Raw genomic sequence first — 13,595 nt, 5'->3', positions numbered from 1 at the left:
ATACGTGTCACAGTGTTGACGGTCGTGAAACAAATGGCACATAATGTGGCCAATCGATGCCCTCAAGGTGGAGGCAGGTTTCCATGGTTTCTCGGATCGCGTGCGTAGGAGGCGGCCCCGGCGGGCTGTTCTTCGCGACGCTGATCAAGCAGGCCGACCCGACCGTCGACGTGACCGTGTTCGAGCGGAACCGTCCCGACGACATCTTCGGGTTCGGCGTCGTCTTCTCCGACGCGACGCTGGCGGGCATTCACGAGGCCGACCCGGTGCTGCGCCACGGGCTTGAAGAGCACGGCAGGCACTGGGATCAGATCGAGGTGCGCCTCAAGGGTGAGCGGATGTCCTTCGGGGGCAACGGCATGGCCGCCATCCACCGCCGCAAGCTGCTCGCCCTGCTGCGCGACCGCGCCACCGAGGTCGGTGTGGACCTGCGCTTCAGCACCGAGATCTCGGACGCCGAGCAGTTGGCGGACTACGACCTCATCGTCGCCGCCGACGGCGCCAACTCCCGCTTCCGGGCCGGTTTGGAGGACGCCTTCGCGCCGAAGGTGGACGTGGCCACGGCCAAGTTCATCTGGTTCGGCACGGACTACATGTTCGACGGACTGACCTTCGTCCACGAGCACGGTCCGCACGGGACGTTCGCGGTGCACGGCTACCCGATCAGCGAGGACATCAGCACGTTCATCGTGGAGACCGACGAGCAGACCTGGCGCGCGGCCGGCCTCGACGAGTTCGACGTCAGCCAGCCGCCCGGTGCCAGCGACGAGAAGACCCGGGAATACCTGGAGAAGCTCTTCGCAGAGCAGATCGACGGGCATGGGCTGCTGGTGAACAACTCGCGCTGGGGCAACTTCCGCACCTGGCGCACCGGGCGCTGGCACTCCGGCAACGTCGTTCTGCTCGGCGACGCCGCCCACACCGCGCACTTCTCGGTGGGTTCGGGCACCAAGATGGCCATGGAGGATGCCATCGTGCTCGCCCGCAGCGTCACTGAGTACTCCGACGATCTGGAGACCGCGCTCGACGAGTACGAATCGGTGCGCAGGCCGTCGGTGGAGAAGATTCAGGGCGCGGCCCGCCCGAGCCTGTCCTGGTGGGAGCACTTCGGCCGTTACCACGACGCGTTCCACCCGACGCAGTTCGGCTTCCACTTCTTCTCCCGCAGCATTGGCCGCGACAAGCTTGCTCGCCGTGACCCGGAGTTCGTCGAGCGCGTCGAGCGCGACTGGCGTGAGCGCAACGGCGCCGACCCGATGGTGACCCCGCTGCGCGTCGGGAACCAGACCTTCAGTGGTCGCCGCGTCGAAATCCGCGAAACTCCGACCGGACCCGTGGTCGAAGGGGCGGACGGCTCGGTGTCGCTGCCCTCGCGGCCCGGCGACGGCGAGTGGGCTCTGTGGCTGAGCGCTCCAGCGACCGAAGAGGGACTGCCGGAGCGCTTCACCGAGCTTGCCGAGGCGCTGCGCGGTGATCAGCCGCCGTCCCTGGTGGCCGTGCGGTCCGGGAGCAAGCTCACCCGTGCGCTGCTGGCCGAGCAGGCGCGGCTGCACCACCAGGTGCCCGCGCTGGTGGTCGAGGACGAGCTGGACGAGGACCGCGCGCAGACCCTGCTGCTTTCCGGCCGAGCGGATCTGGTCGGTTCCACGACGGAGACGAAGTCATGAGCGAAACGACCGACCTGTCACCGCTTTTCGCGCCATCTGGGATCGTGGTGGTCGGCGCATCGCGGCAGAGCGCCAAGCTGGGTGCAGTCATGAGCCGCTCGCTGACCGGTTTCACCGGTGGTCTTGCGCTGGTCAACTCCCGCAACCCCGACCCCGAATCGGGACTGCACGCCTCGGTGCGCGAAGCCGCTGAGCACAGCTCGACGCGCCTGGACCTCGCCGTGCTGTGCGTGCCTGCTGCGGCGTGCGCGGACGCGCTCGCCGATGCGGTTGCGGCTGGGTGCCGAGCGGCGTTGATCTGCGCCGGAGGGTTCGGCGAAGCCGGCGAGGCGGGTCAGGCGCACGAGGACGCGGTGCGCCGTGTCGCCGAGGAGACCGGCATTCGGCTGCTGGGTCCCAACACCTCCGGGTTCTTCGTGCCGCACCGCGGGCTGACCGCCAGTTTCGTGCCCGGCGCCCGGCAGTTGCCCGCTGGGGGAGTGGCGGTGGTGGCGGCCAGCGGCGGCATCAACCACGCGCTGTCGTTCGAGCTGACCAACGCGGGCAACGGCGTGAGCCTGGGCGTGGGCATCGGCGCCGGTGTCGACGTCACCGCCGCCGACGTCCTGGAGTACCTGGTTGACGATCCGCAGACCACGGCTGTGGCACTGCACCTGGAGTCGGTGCCCGACGGCCCGCGCCTGGTGCGGGCGCTGCGGCGGCTGACCGAGGTGAAACCCGTTGTGGCGCTGGTGGTCGGGCGCAGCGACGTCGCGGAGTTCGCCCAGTCGCACACCGGTGCGCTGGCGACCTCGTGGCGCACCACCCGGGCCGCGGTCGCGCAGGCCGGAGCGGTGGTCGTCGACGACGAGCGCGAGCTGGTCGACGCCCTGACCGCGCTCTCGCGCGTGCGGCTTCGCCCTGCGGCCGACCCCGGGCTGGGCATCGTCACCGCGCAGGCCGGACCCGGCTTGCTGCTAGCCGACCGGGCGGGCGCCGACGAGATCGCCACGCCCGAGCTGGCCGCCGAGACGCAGGCCCGGCTTTCGGAACTGCTGCCGCCGTTGACCTTCCAGCGCAACCCGGTCGACACCGGCCGCCCGGACAAGAGCTTCCCGGCCGTGCTGGGTGCCGTGGCGGGCGACGACGCGATCGACTCGGTCGTGGTCTACGCGCTCACCGAACCCGACAGCGTCGACCTGGTGACCGCGTTGCAGGACGCCGACCTGCCGGCCGACGTGCCCGCTGTCGTGGCGCTGGGCGGGCTGGATGACGAGGCAGCCGAACAGCGCATCCAGCTGCACAAGACCGGCGTTCCTGCCTTCGCGACACCGACGGCCGCGGCCAATGCCCTGCGCGCGCTCGTCGCCGATTCCCGGCGGCGGTTCCGCACCGGCACAGCCGCCGAGCGACAGGCCCCGGCCTTGCCGGGCGGGCTCCTGGACGAGCACGCGGCCAAGAATTACCTGGCAGAACTGGGAATCCGCACTCCACCTCGGCGGGCATGTGCGAGCCGGGAGGAAGCGCAGCGCGCGCTGACCGAACTGGGAGGCCCGGTGGCGGTCAAGCTGCTCGACGCCACCGTGCTGCACAAGACCGACGTGGGTGGAGTGCACCTAGGCGTGCGCACCCCGGATGAGCTGGACGCCGCGCTGGAGGCCATCCATGCGGCGACCGGAGCGACCGGGTACTTGGTGGAGTCGATGGCACCCGGCGGCGTCGACTTGGTCGTCGGCGCGCACCGCGACCCGGTGTTCGGACCGGTCGTGTTGGTGGGCCTCGGCGGCACGGCCGCTGAAGCGCTCGGCGACGTCGCGGTCCGGCTCGCCCCGGTCACGGCCAACGAAGCCGCCGAGATGCCCGGTGAACTGCTCGGCAAGGAGCTGCTGCGCGGCTGGCGCGGTGGCCCCGAGCTGAACCCGCATGAGTTCGGCGAGGTCGTCGCCGCGCTGGCCGCGGTGCTCACCTCGCACCCCGAGGTGACAGAGATCGAGATCAACCCGCTCCGCCTGACCACGGACGGCCTCGTCGCGCTCGACGCGGTCGTCGTCCGCACGGAGGAGGACCGAAATGCCTGAACCGACCTGGCACGACGTGGTGCCGTGGCCGGACGAGTTCGCCCAGCGCTACGTCGAGAAGGGCTACTGGGAGGGACGCGACCTGGCCGATCACCTCGCCGAGGTCGCCAGCCAGGTGCCCGACGCGCTCGCGCTCGTCGATGGCGAGCGCAGGCTCACCCACCGCGAGCTGACCGAGCGGGCCGACGCCACCGCCGAGCGACTGCTCGGACTCGGCCTGCGGCCTGACGACCGCGTGCTGGTGCAGCTGCCCAACGTCCTCGAGTTCGTGGTGCTCACCTACGCGTGCCTGCGCATCGGCGTCATCCCGGTGATGGCGCTTCCGGGGCACCGCAAGCACGAGATGACCTACCTCGCCGAGCACTCCGAGGCGGTGGCCATCGCCGTTCCCGACGTGCTCAAGGGCTTCGACCACCAGGCCATGGCGAGCGAGATCGCCGAGCAGTCCGACTCGGTGCGCCACCTGCTCGTGCTGGGCGAGTCGGTCGCGGAGGGCAACATCGACCTGGGCGCGTTGTGCGCCGCGCCGGAGTCCACTCCGGACCGCGCGGAGCTGAACCGGCACCGGCCGGACAGCCGCGCGGTGGCGGTGTTCCTGCTCTCCGGTGGCACCACCGGGCTGCCCAAGCTCATCGCCCGCACCCACGACGACTACGCCTACAACGCCAAGCGCAGCGCCGAGGTCTGCGGTTTCGACTCCGACACCGTCTACTACGCGTCCCTGCCGCTGAGCCACAACTTCCCGCTGGCCTGCCCGGGCCTGCTCGGCGCGCTGCTGTGCGGCGGCCGACTGGTCGTGGGCTCGCCGGACCCGGCCAAGGCATTCCCGCTGATCGAGCGCGAGGGCGTGACGGCCACCGCGGTCGTGCCGGCGGTGGCGCAACGCTGGCTGGACCACCGCGCCGAGGACAGCACCGCTGACCTGAGCTCCTTGAAACTGCTGCAGGTCGGCGGGTCGAGGCTGGCCGACGAGGTCGCGCGCCGGGTCCGTCCGGTGCTCGGCTGCACCCTGCAGCAGGTGTTCGGCATGGCCGAGGGACTGCTGAACTACACGCGCCTCGACGACCCCGACGACGTGGTCTGCACGACTCAGGGACGCCCGATGTGCCCCGACGACGAACTGCTCGTCGTCGACGAGACGGGCAACGAACTGCCCATCGGTGAACCCGGCGTGCTGCTCACCCGCGGTCCCTACACGCCGCGCGGCTATTTCAAGGCCGCCGAGCACAACGCCCGCGCCTTCACCCCCGAAGGCTGGTACCGCACCGGCGACATCGTCCGGCTGCGCCCGGATGGCAATCTCGTTGTCGAGGGCCGCGACAAGGACATGATCAACCGAGGCGGGGAGAACATCTCCGCCGAGGAGATCGAGAACTTCGCCTACCAGGTCGACGGCGTCAGCCTCGCCGCGGCCATCGCGATGCCCGACCCGGACCTCGGCGAACGCGTCTGCCTCTACGTCGTGCCCAAGCCCGGTTACGACGTTGGGTTGTCCGACGTGCACCAGGTGATGGAGAACGCGGGTGTCGCCAAGTTCAAGTTCCCGGAAAAGCTGATCATCGTCGACGCGATCACCACGACCAAGGTCGGCAAGATCGACAAGAAGGAGCTCCGCCTCGACGTCGCCCGGCGCCTGGCCGATGAGCACCAGCAATCCGCCGCTGACGCGGTGGGTGCGTGAAAGATTCGAGGAGGCATGCAATGACCGCCACCGAAAGCACCGAAGAGGTCGAGCTGCAGAAGCTCTACACCGACTTCGCCACCGAACACCTCAACCCACTGTGGACTCAGCTGGGCGACCTGATGCCGCAGCAGCCCAACCCCAAGGCGGTGCCGCACGTCTGGCGCTGGGACGTGCTGTACCCGCTGGCGCAGCGCGCCGGTGACCTGGTCCCGGTGGGCCGCGGCGGCGAGCGCCGGGCGATCGCGCTGGCCAACCCGGGCCTGGGCGGTGCGCCGTACGCGTCGCCGACGCTGTGGGCGGCGATCCAGTACCTGGGGCCGAAGGAGGTCGCTCCCGAGCACCGGCACAGCCAGAACGCCTTCCGCTTCGTGGTGGAGGGCGAGGGCGTGTGGACCGTCGTCAACGGTGACCCGGTGGCGATGCGGCGAGGCGATTTCCTGCTGACGCCGGGCTGGAACTTCCACGGCCACCACAACGAGACCGACGAGCCGATGGCGTGGATCGACGGGCTGGACATCCCGTTCGTGCACTACACCGACACGTCGTTCTTCGAGTTCGGGTCCGAGCAGGTTACCGACCCCGCCACGCCGCGGATCTCGCGTTCGGAGCGGTTGTGGGCGCACCCGGGCCTGCGCCCGCTGTCGGGCCTGGACGACCTGCCCAACTCGCCCATCGCGGCCTACCGGTGGGAGCACACCGACGCCGCGCTGCGCGAGCAGCTGCTGCTGGAGGACGAAGGCCAGCCGGCCACGGTGGAGCCCGGCCACGCGGCCGTGCGCTACACCAACCCGACCACCGGCGGGGATGTCATGTCCACGATCCGCGCCGAGTTCCACCGGCTGCGCGCCGGTGCCTGGACCCGTCCGCGCCGCGAGGTCGGTTCTTCGGTGTGGCAGGTGTTCGAGGGCGATGGCGAGGTCGTCATCGACGGCCGCGAGCAGCGCATCGCCAAGGGCGATCTGTTCGTGGTGCCGTCGTGGGCCAAGTGGTCGCTGCGCTCGGACGACGGGTTCGACCTGTTCCGGTTCTCGGACCAGCCCATTTTCGAGCGGCTGAACCAGTCGCGAGTGTTCGTCGAGGAAGGTGAAGAATGAAGCTGGCCACGCTGCGCCTGCCGGGCGGTCGCACCGCCGCTGCCCGCGTCGAGGGCGAGGAGGCCGTGGAGCTCCCGGTCGCTGATGTGGGCGCCCTGCTGGCCCGTTCGGATTGGCGCGAGACCGCGGCTTCGGACGGAACCCGGCACCGGCTGTCCGAAGTGGACCTGGATGCCGTCGTGCCGGCTCCGGGCAAGATCGTGTGCGTCGGGTTGAACTACCGCAACCACATCCTGGAGATGGGTCGCGATCTTCCGGAGTACCCGACGCTGTTCGCGAAGTACCCGGAAGCGCTGATCGGCCCGTCCGATGACATCGTGCTGCCGAAGGTCTCCGACGCCATCGACTGGGAGGCCGAGCTCGCCGTGGTCGTGGGCACGAAGGTCCGCAGCGCCGACCGCGCCACCGCCGAGGCGGCCATCGCGGGGTACTCGGTGCTCAACGACGTGACCGTGCGGGACTACCAGTACCGGACGAAGCAGTGGTTGCAGGGCAAGACCTTCGAGGCCACCACTCCGTTCGGGCCGTACCTGGTGACCCCGGACGAGTTCGCGGTGGACGCGGAGATCGTCACCGAGGTCGACGGCGAGGTCATGCAGTCCTCCAACGTCAAGGACCTGGTCTTCGACCCGGCCGACCTGGTCGCCTACATCTCCGAGATCGTCACCCTTAACCCGGGCGACGTCATCGCCACCGGCACCCCCGGTGGCGTCGGCCACGCGCGCAAGCCCCCGCGCTACCTGCAGGCCGGCAGCAAGATGGTGACCCGGATCGGTGGTCTCGGCGAGCTGGTCAACATCGCCAAGGAACCGTCGTGACGGAGTTGGCGCAGCGGTTGGAGTGGGCTCGGCGGGGTTCGGCGTACTTCGCCCGGAAACTCGCCGAGCTCCGCGACTCGGAGTTCGACGAGGCCACCGCGCTGGCGGGGTGGTCGAGGCGGCACCTGGTGGCGCACGTGGGCTACAACGCTCGCGCGATCGCCAGGCTGGTCGACTGGGCCGCGACCGGGGTGGAGAACCCGATGTACTCCTCGCCGGAGGCGCGGGCCCGGGAGATCGAGGAGGGAGCAACGTTGAGCGTCTCGGCGTTGCGCGCGTTGGCCGAGCACGCGGCGGTCCACCTCGACGTCTCCTGGCGGGACTTGCCCGCCGAGCGCTGGCAGCACGAGGTGCGCACGGCTCAAGGCCGGATCGTGCCCTGCAGCGAGACGCCGTGGATGCGGGCCCGAGAGGTCTGGATCCACGCCGTCGACCTGGGCAACGGCGGCAGCTTCATCGACTTCCCGCCCGAGTTCGTCGACGCGCTGCTGGCCGACATCACCGGCCTGTGGCAACGCAAGGGTCAAGGCCCTGCCCTGCTCCTGCGTCCGGACGACCGGGATGCCGAGCACCGCGTCGACATCGACGGTCAGACCCCACACGTGGTGCGCGGTAGCGCCGTGGACCTCGTTCGCTGGATCTCCGGGCGCGGGCCCGGCCGGCTCAAGGCGGACTCCGGAGACCTCCCGGAACTCGGCCGCTGGCTCTGAATACCTGAAGACGTGAGAGCGCCGCACCCCCAGATGCGGCGCTCTCACTGCTGTCAGGAGTCGATCTCGCGCACGAAACCGAGGAGCACCTCGGCGAACTGCTCGGTCCCGGTCAGGTACGCCTCGTGCCCCTGGCCGGGGAGTTCGACCAGGCGCGAGTTCGGCAGGTTCCGCTGCAGCCGACGGGAGTTGTCTACGATCCAGCCGGGACTGAGATCGCCTACCACGACCAGAGCCGGTGCGGTGATGGCGGCGAAGCGCCCCAGATCGGGATCGAAGTCGTTGAGCGCCCGCAGTTCTCGGCCCCAGGTCGGCATCAGCACAGCCCGCGCGGACCACACCGGGCTCGACCGGAAGGCCTCCACCCCGGCATCGTCCAGGCGCATGACATTCCGCAGCCCCATCTCGAAGGCCACGTCCAGCTCTCCGCGCCGCGCCGCGTCTTCGAACGGCCCGATCGTGGATTCGGGGAAGTGGTCCTCGCCGGGCATCCCGGTCTCGTAGAGCACGACGCCCGCCAGCGGTCGGCCGAGCACAGCGTCGAGCGCGACGCTCGCACCGAACGAGTGCGCGACCAGGATGGCCTCCGGGCCGACGAGGTCGAGCACGGCCGCGATGTCGTCCTGCTCCTGCTTCAGGCTGTGCTCGGTGTTGTCGCCGCTGGTCCCGCGCCCGCGCCGGTCCACCGCCCAGGTGGTCACGTGCGGCGCGAGCCGGTCGGCGAGAGGCTGCCAGTCCTGTGCGGTGTTCAGCGAGCCGTGCACGACGACGATCGGTCGTCCGCTACCGGTGCTGGTGATCCCGATCCTGGTCCCGTCCGTGGAGGGGACATGGTGGACGGTACCGGCGGTCTCGGTCATCTGCCTTCCTTCCTGCCTGTCGGACAACGCATTTCGGTTCACGACGTGGTGTTCACGAGCTTGGACGGTGCGGTTTCAGGCAGCCGCAGCAGCACCGGCAGCGCCGCGAGCGCGACCGCCGCCACCAGAGCACCCGGAGCCGTCGTCCAGCCGGTTGAGTGGACGACGAACTGCGACAGGTAGGGCGTGAGCCCGCCGAAGACGCTCGTGGCGACGGTGCCCACGGCCAGACCGCTGAGGCGGCTGCCCGTTGTGAACTGCTCCGGGTTCGCCGAGGGGCGCCAGCGGCGAGCGAGGCCACCAGCCCGCGACGTCGCGGCGCGGCACCTTCGACCCGGTAGGTCAGCACGCCGGTGTACTCGCCGCCCACGGAGAAGCTCATCACGCAACGCAATCCCAGCAGCAGAGCCCCGGCGGCCGGGCCGATTGCGGCGCGGGTCGGAAGCAGGGCGGTGGCCAGCATCGCGGTGCCATCACTGCCATCGACCCGAGCAGCACCGTCCGTCGGCCGTAGCGGTCGCCGATGTGGCCGAACACCAGCGCCTCCAGCGGTCGCAGCAGGTAGCCGATGGCGAAGACGGCTAGCGCGGTGAGCACCGAGGCGTCCCCGCCGCCGAAGAACACGCGCGACAGAACGGTGGTCATGAATAGGTGGGGCGTGAAGTCGTACCACTTGACGACCGTCGAGAACGCGGCGATCGCGATGGAGGAGTGTGGCAATTGCGTAGGCGCGGGGGAGACGTGCGAAACCATGATCCATTTCCAGGGAGGCGGCGGGGAGGGCGGACGTCTCTGGCCGCGATCAGCACTAGTGAGAGGTGACACCTCGGTTCGGTATATATCGGTACGACATACATCGTTTCGATGTGGAACAATAGCAGCATGCTCGAGCTGCAGATCCTCGGTTTCCTCGCCGACGGGCCGTTGCACGGTTATGAGCTGCGGCGCCTGGTCGCGCAGCTGTCCGGCTACACCAGGCCGGTCAGCGACGGCAGCCTCTACCCGGCGATCAAGAGGCTGGTGAAGCGGGGACTGCTGGAGCGCACGGTCGAACCGGGTGCTGTCGCCGCGCAGCGCAACGTGTTGCACCTCACCGACGCTGGCCGCGAGGAGCTGCTCAACCGGTTGCGGGAGCCCGCCGAGCACGAGATCACCGACAACAGCCGGTTCTTCGCGATCCTGGCGTTTTTGTCGTTGCTGCCCGACGAGCGGCAACGGCGTGCTGTGCTGCGCCGGCGGCTGGAGTTCCTGGAACAACCGGCGAGCTTCTTCTACGACGGGGACCGTCCTCTGCGCAGCGACGAACTGACAGACCGCTACCGACAGGGGATGCTGCGGATCGCGCGCGCCACCAGCAGTGCTGAGCGCGCGTGGCTGTGCGAAGTCCTCGACGATGGCGAACAGGCATAGCCGAGAGGGGCGGATCATGCTGGCGGCCTGGTACGACGCGCAAGGCCCGGCGGGCGATGTCCTGCGGGTAGGGGAACTGCCGGAACCGCAGCCGGGCCCAGGCGAGGTGCGAGTGCAGGTGGCCGTGTCCGGGGTGAACCCGGGCGACACCAAGAAGCGGCGCGGCTGGCTGGGTTCGTCGATGCCGTTCCCGCTGGTCATCCCGCACAGCGACGCTGCGGGCGTGATCGACGCGGTCGGCGACGGTGTCGACGAAGGCCGCATCGGTGAGCGCGTCTGGGTCTACGGCGCTCAGTCTTACCGCGCCTTCGGTACGGCTGCGCAGTTTACCGCGGTTCCCGAGTACATGGCGGTGCCGCTGCCGGACCACGTCTCCGACGATCTCGGTGCGAGCGTGGGGATTCCGGGGATCACCGCTCACCGCGCGGTGTTCGTCGACGGGCCCGTCGACGGAGCGGTGGTGCTGGTGCACGGCGTGCTCGGCGGCGTGGGGTCAATGGCCGCGCAGCTCGCGCGCTGGGCGGGTGCGACCGTGATCGGCACGGTCCGAAGGAGTTCGGACCTGCCGCGCGTCGACCCGTTGTCGGTGAGTCACGCAGTCGCGCTCGACGACGATGCGATCGGCGCCATTCGAGACCTCGCACCGGACGGGGTCAACCGCATCGTCGAAGTCTCGATGTCGGACAACGCCGACCTCGACGTCGAGGTCGTGGCCAACAATGCTGTCATCGCCGCTTACGCCACCCGCCAAGACCGCACTGAAATCCCTTTCTGGCCACTGCTGTTCGCCAACGTCACGCTGCGGCTGATCGGCAGCGACGACGTCCCGGTTACCGCCAAGCGGCAGGCCGCCCGCGACCTGACCGCCGCCGCTGCCGTCGGTGCCCTGCGCGTCGACATCGCCCAGCGCTTCCCCCTGGAGCAGATCGCCGATTCCCACGAACGAGTCGACTCCGGGGGAGGAGGCCGCGTGCTGGTCACCATTCCACAATGAGCGGCATCTTCTTGCTCCAAAACAGAGATCAAATCGAAGGAGAGGCGACCGAACATGAAGGACGCACGCACAGCCGCCGAGGTTTTCGCCAGCCACGGCGAGGCGCTCGGAGCCGAAGACCTCGACGCACTCACTGCGAACTTCGCCGATGATGCTGTGATCATCACCCCGGCCGGTGTGAAGCGCGGCAAGGAAGGAGCCCGCGAGAACTTCGTCCAACTGTTCACCGACTTGCCACAGGCGCAGTGGGACATGAAGACCACCGAACTCGCCGGTGACATCGTCTTCCTGGAGTGGGAAGCGACATCGTCGAAGAACAACGCCACGCACGGCGTCGACACCTTCGTCATCCGCGACGGCCTCATCCAGGCCCAGACCGTGCGCTACGCCCTGACACCCAACGCCTGAGCCGTGCCAGCGATGCGGTTAGCGCGCATGCGCTGGACGGTCTCGGGCCTGGCGGGCGTGGTCTCATGTGGCCTGCGGGTGAGCGCGGCCGCTTTTCTCGTCAGGGGTCAGCCCTTGCGCTTGGTGACCTCGTCGGTGAGCTGCGGGGCGACCTTGAACAGTTCACCCACGACGCCGTAGTCGGCGATCTCGAAGATCGGCGCCTCCGGGTCCTTGATCACCGCGACGATCGTCTTGGAGGTCTGCATGCCCGCCCGGTGCTGGATCGCACCGGAGATGCCCAGGGCGATGTAGAGCTGCGGCGAGACCGTCTTACCGGTCTGGCCGACCTGGAACTGGTGCGGGTAGTAGCCGGAGTCCACCGCGGCACGCGAAGCACCCACAGCGGCGCCCAGCGTGTCGGCCAGCTTCTCCACGACCTCGAACTGCTCGGCCGAACCGACACCGCGACCACCGGAGACCACGATGCTGGCCTCGGTGAGCTCGGGGCGGTCGCCGGCCTCGGCCGGCTGCCGACCGGTGATCTTGGCACCGGACGCCGCCGGAACCTCGACCTGCTCGACCGCCGCGGCACCAGTGGCCTGCTCGGCCTCGATGCTGCCGGGCAGCACGGTGATCACCGGGGTGCCCTGGGTGACCTTCGCCTTGGCGTCGTAGGTGCCGCCGAACAGCGAGTGCGACGCCACGCCGTCGGCGTCGACGTCCACGACCTCCGACAGCAGACCCGAGCCCAGGCGGATCGCCAGACGACCGGCGATCTCCTTGCCGTCGACCGACGCCGGCACCAGCACCGCCGCCGGGCTCGCCGAACCGGCCAGCGCGGCCAGCACGTCGACCTGCGGCGTCACCAGGTACTCGGCGGCCTCGGCGGACTCGGCCGCGTAGACCTTCGCCGCACCGTAGGAGCCCAACGCCTCGGACAGCTTGCCCGCGGTGCCCGGCTCGCCGACGACGACCGCCGACGGCTCGCCAATGCGACGCGCCGCGGTCAGCAGCTCGTACGTGACCTTCTTGACCTCGCCGTCCACGTGATCGACGAGGACCAGAACCTCAGCCATGAATCAATGCCTCCTCGAAAATCGTGAACGACTCAGAGCAGCTTCTCGCCGGCCAGGAACTCGGCGACCTGAACGCCGCCTTCGCCCTCGTCGGTGACCTTCACACCACCGGACTTCGGCGGCTTCGGAGCGGACTCGACCACCTGGGAGCCGGCGTTGGCCAGACCCACCTCGGAGGCGTCGATGCCCGCATCGGCCAGCGACAGCGCGGTCACCGGCTTCTTCTTCGCGGCCATGATGCCCTTGAACGACGGGTACCGCGGCTCGTTGATCTTCTCGGTGACCGACACGACGGCCGGCAGACCGGCCTCGACGGTCAGGATGCCCGCGTCGGTCTCGCGCTCGACCTTCACCGCGGAACCATCGGTCTCGACCTTGCGCGCGAAGGTCAGCTGCGGCCAGCCGAGCACCTCGGCGACCATCGCCGGCACCGCGCCCGAGCGACCGTCGGTCGCCTCGTTACCCGCGATCACCAGGTCGACACCCTCGACGGTGCCGATGACCTTCGCCAGCGCCTTGGCGGTGGCGGGGGCGTCCGTGCCGTGCAACGCCTCGTCGGCGAGGTGCACCGCCTTGTCCGCACCCATCGACAGCGCCTTGCGGATGGCATCCGTGGCGCGGTCCGGGCCCATGCACACGACGGTCACTTCGCCGCCCTGAGCCTCCTTGATCAACAGCGCCTCCTCCACGGCGCGCTCGTTGATCTCATCCAACACGGCATCCGCCGACTCGCGGTCCAACGTGTGATCCGCAGCAGACAGCTTCCGTTCGGAATACGTGTCGGGCACCTGCTTAACCAGGAGGACGATGTTCATGTTCGGCCAAACCTTCGTAG

At 69.4% G+C, this 13,595-nt stretch carries 14 protein-coding genes; 9 read left to right on the top strand and 5 right to left on the bottom strand.

The features are described from left to right. Positions 1 to 83 precede the first annotated feature (83 nt). The 6 genes from HNR68_RS24970 to HNR68_RS24945 are packed head-to-tail and all read left to right on the top strand — an operon-like array spanning position 84 to position 8,030. Positions 84 to 1,667: an FAD-dependent monooxygenase gene (locus HNR68_RS24970; RefSeq protein ID WP_179724157.1), complete on the top strand. Its 1,584-nt coding sequence runs from the start codon at positions 84 to 86 to the stop codon at positions 1,665 to 1,667. Next, positions 1,664 to 3,724, top strand: coding sequence for an acetate--CoA ligase family protein (locus HNR68_RS24965; protein WP_179724156.1), 2,061 nt, complete (start codon positions 1,664 to 1,666; stop codon positions 3,722 to 3,724). The genes HNR68_RS24970 and HNR68_RS24965 overlap by 4 nt, the downstream gene beginning before the upstream one ends. Next, a complete protein-coding gene (locus HNR68_RS24960; protein ID WP_179724155.1) occupies positions 3,717 to 5,405 on the top strand; it encodes a (2,3-dihydroxybenzoyl)adenylate synthase in 1,689 nt (562 codons plus the stop codon). The genes HNR68_RS24965 and HNR68_RS24960 overlap by 8 nt, the downstream gene beginning before the upstream one ends. A gap of 20 nt (positions 5,406 to 5,425) precedes the next feature. Continuing rightward, positions 5,426 to 6,502, top strand: a complete 1,077-nt coding sequence (locus tag HNR68_RS24955) for a cupin domain-containing protein (RefSeq protein ID WP_179724154.1) — start codon at positions 5,426 to 5,428, stop codon at positions 6,500 to 6,502. Further along, on the top strand, positions 6,499 to 7,320 hold the full coding sequence (locus HNR68_RS24950) for a fumarylacetoacetate hydrolase family protein (protein ID WP_179724153.1): 822 nt from the start codon (positions 6,499 to 6,501) through the stop codon (positions 7,318 to 7,320). Before HNR68_RS24955 ends, HNR68_RS24950 begins: the two co-directional genes overlap by 4 nt. After that, a complete protein-coding gene (locus HNR68_RS24945; protein ID WP_179724152.1) occupies positions 7,317 to 8,030 on the top strand; it encodes a maleylpyruvate isomerase family mycothiol-dependent enzyme in 714 nt (237 codons plus the stop codon). The genes HNR68_RS24950 and HNR68_RS24945 overlap by 4 nt, the downstream gene beginning before the upstream one ends. A gap of 53 nt (positions 8,031 to 8,083) precedes the next feature. On the opposite strand, the gene HNR68_RS24940 is transcribed toward HNR68_RS24945, so the two are convergent. The 3 genes from HNR68_RS24940 to HNR68_RS26540 all read right to left on the bottom strand — a co-directional run bounded on the left by HNR68_RS24940 (position 8,084) and on the right by HNR68_RS26540 (position 9,643). Further along, the gene (locus tag HNR68_RS24940; RefSeq protein WP_179724151.1) at positions 8,084 to 8,890 is read right to left on the bottom strand and encodes an alpha/beta fold hydrolase; all 807 of its coding nucleotides are present in this window, start codon (positions 8,888 to 8,890) and stop codon (positions 8,084 to 8,086) included. Positions 8,891 to 8,928: 38 nt separating this feature from the next. Next, positions 8,929 to 9,114, bottom strand: a complete 186-nt coding sequence (locus tag HNR68_RS26545; protein WP_218888419.1) for a hypothetical protein — start codon at positions 9,112 to 9,114, stop codon at positions 8,929 to 8,931. A gap of 157 nt (positions 9,115 to 9,271) precedes the next feature. Further along, a complete protein-coding gene (locus HNR68_RS26540; protein ID WP_218888418.1) occupies positions 9,272 to 9,643 on the bottom strand; it encodes a hypothetical protein in 372 nt (123 codons plus the stop codon). A gap of 129 nt (positions 9,644 to 9,772) precedes the next feature. Here HNR68_RS26540 and HNR68_RS24930 point away from each other — a divergent pair, with 129 nt between their 5' ends. Genes HNR68_RS24930 through HNR68_RS24920 form a run of 3 tightly spaced genes read left to right on the top strand, consistent with a single transcriptional unit; the run spans position 9,773 to position 11,702 of the window. Continuing rightward, positions 9,773 to 10,300: a PadR family transcriptional regulator gene (locus HNR68_RS24930; protein ID WP_179724150.1), complete on the top strand. Its 528-nt coding sequence runs from the start codon at positions 9,773 to 9,775 to the stop codon at positions 10,298 to 10,300. A 16-nt stretch (positions 10,301 to 10,316) separates the two neighbouring features. Next, positions 10,317 to 11,294, top strand: coding sequence for an NADPH:quinone reductase (locus tag HNR68_RS24925; RefSeq protein ID WP_179724149.1), 978 nt, complete (start codon positions 10,317 to 10,319; stop codon positions 11,292 to 11,294). 54 nt (positions 11,295 to 11,348) lie between these two features. Then, entirely contained in the window at positions 11,349 to 11,702 is a 354-nt protein-coding gene (locus tag HNR68_RS24920; protein WP_179724148.1) for a nuclear transport factor 2 family protein, read from the top strand. Positions 11,703 to 11,809: 107 nt separating this feature from the next. On the opposite strand, the gene HNR68_RS24915 is transcribed toward HNR68_RS24920, so the two are convergent. Continuing rightward, on the bottom strand, positions 11,810 to 12,760 hold the full coding sequence (locus tag HNR68_RS24915; protein WP_179724147.1) for an electron transfer flavoprotein subunit alpha/FixB family protein: 951 nt from the start codon (positions 12,758 to 12,760) through the stop codon (positions 11,810 to 11,812). 32 nt (positions 12,761 to 12,792) lie between these two features. Next, positions 12,793 to 13,575: an electron transfer flavoprotein subunit beta/FixA family protein gene (locus HNR68_RS24910; RefSeq protein WP_179724146.1), complete on the bottom strand. Its 783-nt coding sequence runs from the start codon at positions 13,573 to 13,575 to the stop codon at positions 12,793 to 12,795. Positions 13,576 to 13,595: the final 20 nt, after the last annotated feature.

The sequence above is a fragment of the Saccharopolyspora hordei genome (assembly GCF_013410345.1).
Taxonomy (GTDB): domain Bacteria; phylum Actinomycetota; class Actinomycetes; order Mycobacteriales; family Pseudonocardiaceae; genus Saccharopolyspora; species Saccharopolyspora hordei.
Note: the sequence above shows the minus strand (reverse complement) of the source record. Positions and strands in the feature narration are given on the sequence as shown.

Coding starts and splice junctions, on each gene's coding strand:
- HNR68_RS24970 (WP_179724157.1), top strand. CDS start 84: ATGGTTTCTCGGATCGCGTGCGTAGGAGGCGGCCCCGGCGGGCTGTTC.
- HNR68_RS24965 (WP_179724156.1), top strand. CDS start 1,664: ATGAGCGAAACGACCGACCTGTCACCGCTTTTCGCGCCATCTGGGATC.
- HNR68_RS24960 (WP_179724155.1), top strand. CDS start 3,717: ATGCCTGAACCGACCTGGCACGACGTGGTGCCGTGGCCGGACGAGTTC.
- HNR68_RS24955 (WP_179724154.1), top strand. CDS start 5,426: ATGACCGCCACCGAAAGCACCGAAGAGGTCGAGCTGCAGAAGCTCTAC.
- HNR68_RS24950 (WP_179724153.1), top strand. CDS start 6,499: ATGAAGCTGGCCACGCTGCGCCTGCCGGGCGGTCGCACCGCCGCTGCC.
- HNR68_RS24940 (WP_179724151.1), bottom strand. CDS start 8,890: ATGACCGAGACCGCCGGTACCGTCCACCATGTCCCCTCCACGGACGGG.
- HNR68_RS26540 (WP_218888418.1), bottom strand. CDS start 9,643: ATGGTTTCGCACGTCTCCCCCGCGCCTACGCAATTGCCACACTCCTCC.
- HNR68_RS24930 (WP_179724150.1), top strand. CDS start 9,773: ATGCTCGAGCTGCAGATCCTCGGTTTCCTCGCCGACGGGCCGTTGCAC.
- HNR68_RS24925 (WP_179724149.1), top strand. CDS start 10,317: ATGCTGGCGGCCTGGTACGACGCGCAAGGCCCGGCGGGCGATGTCCTG.
- HNR68_RS24920 (WP_179724148.1), top strand. CDS start 11,349: ATGAAGGACGCACGCACAGCCGCCGAGGTTTTCGCCAGCCACGGCGAG.
- HNR68_RS24915 (WP_179724147.1), bottom strand. CDS start 12,760: ATGGCTGAGGTTCTGGTCCTCGTCGATCACGTGGACGGCGAGGTCAAG.
- HNR68_RS24910 (WP_179724146.1), bottom strand. CDS start 13,575: ATGAACATCGTCCTCCTGGTTAAGCAGGTGCCCGACACGTATTCCGAA.